Raw genomic sequence first — 4,845 nt, 5'->3', positions numbered from 1 at the left:
CCGGCCTTGCCGTGTCCGCTCGAGATCAGGTGTTCCGCCGCGGCGATGAAGTCGGTGAAGGTGTTCTTCTTGGTGAAGCGGCGGGCGTTCAGGAACCAGTTCCAGCCCTTGTCCGAGCCGCCGCGGATGTGGGCGATGGCGTAGATCCAGCCCCGGTCGACCAGCGACAGCCGGTTGGTCGAGAAGCTGGCCGCCATGGGGATCCCGTAGGAGCCATAGCCGTAGAGCAGCAGCGGCGCGGAGCCGTCGACCGGCGTCGACTTGCGTCGGAGAACAGTGACCGGCACCAGCTCTCCGTCGGGGGCCGGGGCGTTCAGCCGCTCGACGACGTAGTCAGCCGGGTTATGGCCGGACGGCACCTCCTGCACCTTGCGCAGGGTGCGCTCGCGCGTCCTCAGGTCGTAGTCGTAGGTCGAGGTCGGGGTGGACGGCGAGTTGTAGCCGTAGCGCATGACCGTGGTGTCGAACTCCGACGCCCCGCCCAGCGACAGGGAGTAGGCGGGCTCGTCCACCGCGATCTCGTGCTCGGCTCCGACGCGGTCGCGAACGACGATGCGCGTGTTGGCGTCGGCGCGCTCCTGCCGCCCGATGAAGTCCTTCACCAGCGCCACGGACTCGATAAACCGCCCCGGCGCGTGCGGGACCAGGTCCGTCCAGTTCGCCTTGCCGGGCGTCCGCGTCGGCGCCTCCACGATCTTGAAGTCGACGGCGCCGTCGGCGTTGGTCCGGATCACCCAGCGGTCGCCCCAGTGGTCCGCCTCGTAGCGACGTCCAACCTCGCGCGGGTCCAGAACGACGGGTTCGGCTGTGGGCGTCCCGGCGGGGATGATCCGCGCCTCCGACGTCTCCTGATTGGCGATGGAGATGAGAATGAAGGCGTCGTCGGCCGTGCGACCGACGCCCAGGAACATGCCCTCATCGGCCTCGTCATAGACCAGCGTGGTCTCGCCGCCGCGGGCCGGGCGTCGGAAGATCTTGTCAGGCCGGCCGTTGTCGTCGCGGTTGGTCCAGAAGATCCACTGACTGTCGGGAGAGAAGGTGAAATCGCCGGTGGCGGAGCCGATCGGGTCCGGCAACACCGCCCCGGTGGCTAGATTCTTGACGAAGATCTGGTGGACCTCCGAGCCCTGCGCGTCCTCGGCGTAGGCGAACAGGGTGTGGTCTGGGCTGTGGTCGGCCGCCGACACCTCCGAATACGCCTTGCCGGCGGCCAGTGCGTTGGCGTCGAGCAGCAGCTGAGGGGTCGGCGCGACGACGAAGTTTTTGGTCACCCGCTGGCCGTCCGCGATCCAGGCTCCTTGGCGCTCGACGCGCATGTACCGCGGGTGCTGATCGCCGGTGCGGTACTCGACGAAATACTCCCAGTCGCCGTCGGGGGAGGGGACCGAGGAATCGGCTTCCTTGATCCGACCCTTCATCTCCTCGAACATCTGCGCCTGCAGGGGCAGGGTTGAGGCCATCATCGCCTCGCGATAGGCGTTCTCGGCCACCAGGTGTTCGCGGACATCGGCCCGCAGGACGGTCGGATCGCGCAGGACGGCCTGCCAGTTGTCGTCCTTCATCCACTGATAGTCGTCGGTGCGGACCCGCCCCAGCTGCTCGATGGTCACCGGGATCTTCTTTGCGACGGGCGGGATGGGCGCACCTTGGGGCATTGAGGCTCCGGCTGGACGGGCTTGGACGGGAAGGGCGAGCGCTCCTGTGACGAGCGCGGCGGCGGAGGTGGCGAGGAGGTCGCGGCGATTCATGGCATGGCCCCGGTGACGAACGGCGACCTTGTGCGTTCCGCCGGGCCGCCGTCAAATGAACAAATGCAGGCGCAGGAATAGGGACGATGCTCGATCTTCAGACGCCCCCCGCGCCGCCCCAGGACCCGCCGCCCGAGGCCGGGCTGGCCCGTCCCGCATGGGACTTGACCGTCGGCCTGATCAGCGCCACCGTTCAGGTCGATCAGATGAACGGCGACGGCACCCGTCGTGTCGGGACCGGCTTCCTGATCGAGGCTCCGCGGCCGGATGGAACGCCGCGAACAGTGCTGGTCACGGCCCACCACGTGCTCGGCGGAATGACGCGCCCGGAAGCGCGGATCGGCTGGCGGCTCGAACAGCCCGGCGGCGGCTGGCGCTTCGCGCCCGAGCCGCTGAGGATTAGGGACGAGGCCGGCGAGCCGGTCTGGACTCGGCATCCGGACCGGGACATCGCCGTGATGGAGATTTCCGCCCCTCCGGCGTTCGCGCGCGCCGCCATCCCCTTGGCCTGGCTCGCGGACCGTACCTCGCTGGACGAATGGCAGGTGGGGCCGGGTGACGAACTGCTGACGCTGGGATTCCCGCGCGGCTACGCCTCCAACACGGCGGGCTTTCCGATCCTGCGGGTCGGGCGCGTCGCGTCCTGGCCACTGACTCCAATCGAGAGCTTTCCGGTGTTTCTGCTTGATTTCCCGGTCTTTCCGGGGAACTCGGGTGGACCGGTGTTCTGGACGCCGGCGGCCCGGAAGCTTCCGGGCACCGTCCAGCCGGATCATCCGTTCATCGCCGGCGTGCTCACGTCCGAGGTTCGGCCGGGTGACGAGCCGCTGGGGATCGGCCTGGTGGCGCACGCCAGCTATGTGCGGGACGCCATCGCCTTGCTAGACGCGCCAAGAGTGGGGCGAACCGCGCCCTGACAGCGGGATCAAGAACGCGCATAAGATATATTATGCGAAATTAGATCGTAGTGGTCCGTCCGGGCCGCTACTCATTCCGCAGCTCCAGCGCCGTATACGGCGACTGCCCGCGTTCGATCCGGATCAGGTCCAGCACGGCAACGATTTGTCGCGACCGCCAGTGGCTCATGAAATACCCCAGCGGCGCAGCCGTGGCGGTGATGGCGATCTGGATGGCGAATTCGGGATGTTCGCGGATGAAGGTCAGCAACGATCCCCCGGCCACTTCAGCGAAGATCGCCACGCCCGACAGAGGCACGGTGAGATAAGCGACGATGACGGCGCGGAGCATCTGGTCCTGCCGCCGAGCGTTGAGATTGGCCAGTGCGGAAAGCGCGTCGAACTGCGCGTCTGGTACGCCGTCCAGAAGCGCAAAGGCCTGGTTGGTGGACCTGTTGCGGCGGAAGCCGCTGATGAAGTCGTTGCCGAGGTAGCCCCACGCGCCGGGCGTCACGAAGCTGGACGGCAATAGGCTCCAGGTCGGGAAATAGGTCTTCAGACTTCGCCAGACCGCCCAGACATCGTCTCGGGCGGTGGGTTCAGGCGCGCCGCCAGGCTCGAGGTGTCCCATCGCGATCCCCCCATGGACTGCACTTCGGCATAGAACTGATCGACCAGCGCCGTCAGCGCCAGGTGGGCGCCGTTCGAACGGGCCTCGTCCAGCACCAGGCCGAGGTCCTTGCGCATCCAGTCAACGGCGAAACCGAAGTCGAACCGGCCCTCGGCCATGGTCTTCCAGCGGTTGTCCATCTGCCACGACTGGGCCGCGCCCTTGGAGACCGCTTCGTAGACCGCGTCTGGGTCCAGCCCCGCGGCCCGGGCGAAATGCACCGCCTCGGCGAGCCCCTGCACGACCCCGGCGATCGCGATCTGATTGACCATCTTGGTTAATTGGCCCGCGCCCGCCGGGCCCATGTGCTTCACCGCCTTGGAATACGCCATCAGCGCCGGTTCGACTGCCGCAAGCGCCACCGCGTCCCCGCCGGCCATGACGCTCAGCTGCCCGTTTTCGGCCCCGGCTTGCCCGCCGGACACCGGCGCGTCGATAAAGCGCCTGCCCTGCGCTTCGGCCAGCGCCGCCATCTCGCGGGCGACTCGCGCAGAGGTCGTCGTGTGGTCCACGATGACGGCCTTCGCCGCCAGGTGAGCCAGCGCGTCGGCGACGACCTGGCGCACGTCGTCGTCGTTCCCGACGCACAGCACGAACAGCTCGGCGCCCGTGGCGGCTTCGACCACGGTTTCGGCGAACCGACCTCCGGTCGCCTCAGCCCAGACGCGCGCCTTCTGGGGCGACCTGTTGAAGCCGGCGACCTCATGTCCCGCCTGAACCAGATGACGCGCCATCGGCGCACCCATGACGCCGAGCCCCGCGAAACCGATCTTCATGCGCCGGGCTCCAGAGCCACGCCGTAGCGGCCGCGATAATAGGTCAGCGCCGCACCCGGCCGGGTTTCGAACCCGCGCACGGCGCCGACGATGGTCAGGTGATCGCCCATGACGATCCGGTCCTTGGCGTCGCAGTCGAGCCGGGTCAGCGCGTTCTTCAACCGCGGCGGCTCAGGGCTGGAGCTGTCGAACTCGTCCGACGACAGCCGGCAGACGCCCCAGGCGAAGCGGTCCGACATCTCGCGATCCTCGACCGGCAGCATGTGAACGGCGAAGCGCTCGGCCGTCGCGAAGGCGTTATGGCGATCCGACGCCCGGTCCAGACACCAGAGGACCAGCGGCGGGTTCAGCGACACCGAGGTGAAAGAGTTGACGGTGATGCCGTAGGGCCCCTCCTCCGTCTGCGCGGTCACCACGCAGACGCCGGTGGCGAAGCCGCCCAGCGCGCGGCGATAGGCGGCGGTGTCGAAGGCGGTGTCGGTCGGGGCGCTCACCGTCTGACGACTATGCGAGGCCCCGCTGTCGGGCAAGGGCGACGGTATGGGAAACGCCGCCTTAACCTTGAGCGGCGATGGTCCGGATCAGTTCGAATGCCGAGGCCGCACCATGTCCATGAGCGATCGCCCGATCCTCATCAAGAAGGTCAAGAAGGTCGCCGGTCACGGCCACCACGGCGGCGCGTGGAAGGTGGCCTACGCCGACTTCGTGACGGCGATGATGGCCTTCTTCCTGCTGATGTGGCTGATCAACACGAC

Annotated in this window: 6 protein-coding genes; 2 read left to right on the top strand and 4 right to left on the bottom strand. The window is 67.9% G+C overall.

Annotation, left to right across the window (positions count from 1 at the left end; all coding sequences use genetic code 11):
• The coding region (locus VGB60_RS02925; protein WP_331036782.1) for a S9 family peptidase at positions 1 to 1,748 on the bottom strand (1,748 nt) is incomplete at its 3' end.
• An 86-nt stretch (positions 1,749 to 1,834) separates the two neighbouring features.
• Here VGB60_RS02925 and VGB60_RS02920 point away from each other — a divergent pair.
• On the top strand, positions 1,835 to 2,665 hold the full coding sequence (locus VGB60_RS02920) for a serine protease (protein WP_331036781.1): 831 nt from the start codon (positions 1,835 to 1,837) through the stop codon (positions 2,663 to 2,665).
• A gap of 67 nt (positions 2,666 to 2,732) precedes the next feature.
• Here the strand turns inward: VGB60_RS02920 and VGB60_RS02915 are convergent, their stop codons facing one another.
• The 3 genes from VGB60_RS02915 to VGB60_RS02905 are packed head-to-tail and all read right to left on the bottom strand — an operon-like array spanning position 2,733 to position 4,584.
• A complete protein-coding gene (locus tag VGB60_RS02915; protein ID WP_331036780.1) occupies positions 2,733 to 3,158 on the bottom strand; it encodes a hypothetical protein in 426 nt (141 codons plus the stop codon).
• Between the two features lie 41 nt (positions 3,159 to 3,199).
• Positions 3,200 to 4,090, bottom strand: a complete 891-nt coding sequence (locus VGB60_RS02910) for an NAD(P)-dependent oxidoreductase (RefSeq protein WP_331036779.1) — start codon at positions 4,088 to 4,090, stop codon at positions 3,200 to 3,202.
• The gene (locus VGB60_RS02905; RefSeq protein ID WP_331036778.1) at positions 4,087 to 4,584 is read right to left on the bottom strand and encodes a flavin reductase family protein; all 498 of its coding nucleotides are present in this window, start codon (positions 4,582 to 4,584) and stop codon (positions 4,087 to 4,089) included. Before VGB60_RS02905 ends, VGB60_RS02910 begins: the two co-directional genes overlap by 4 nt.
• Positions 4,585 to 4,696: 112 nt before the next feature.
• Here VGB60_RS02905 and VGB60_RS02900 point away from each other — a divergent pair.
• Positions 4,697 to 4,845 (top strand): flagellar motor protein MotB (locus VGB60_RS02900; RefSeq protein WP_331036783.1); only part of this gene is annotated, 149 nt, incomplete at its 3' end.

The organism is Brevundimonas sp. (assembly GCF_036399195.1).
Taxonomy (GTDB): domain Bacteria; phylum Pseudomonadota; class Alphaproteobacteria; order Caulobacterales; family Caulobacteraceae; genus Brevundimonas.
Note: the sequence above shows the minus strand (reverse complement) of the source record. Positions and strands in the feature narration are given on the sequence as shown.

Bases quoted from the DNA above. Each gene is read 5' to 3' on its own strand.
- VGB60_RS02920 (WP_331036781.1), top strand. From the start codon at position 1,835: ATGCTCGATCTTCAGACGCCCCCCGCGCCGCCCCAGGACCCGCCGCCC.
- VGB60_RS02910 (WP_331036779.1), bottom strand. From the start codon at position 4,090: ATGAAGATCGGTTTCGCGGGGCTCGGCGTCATGGGTGCGCCGATGGCG.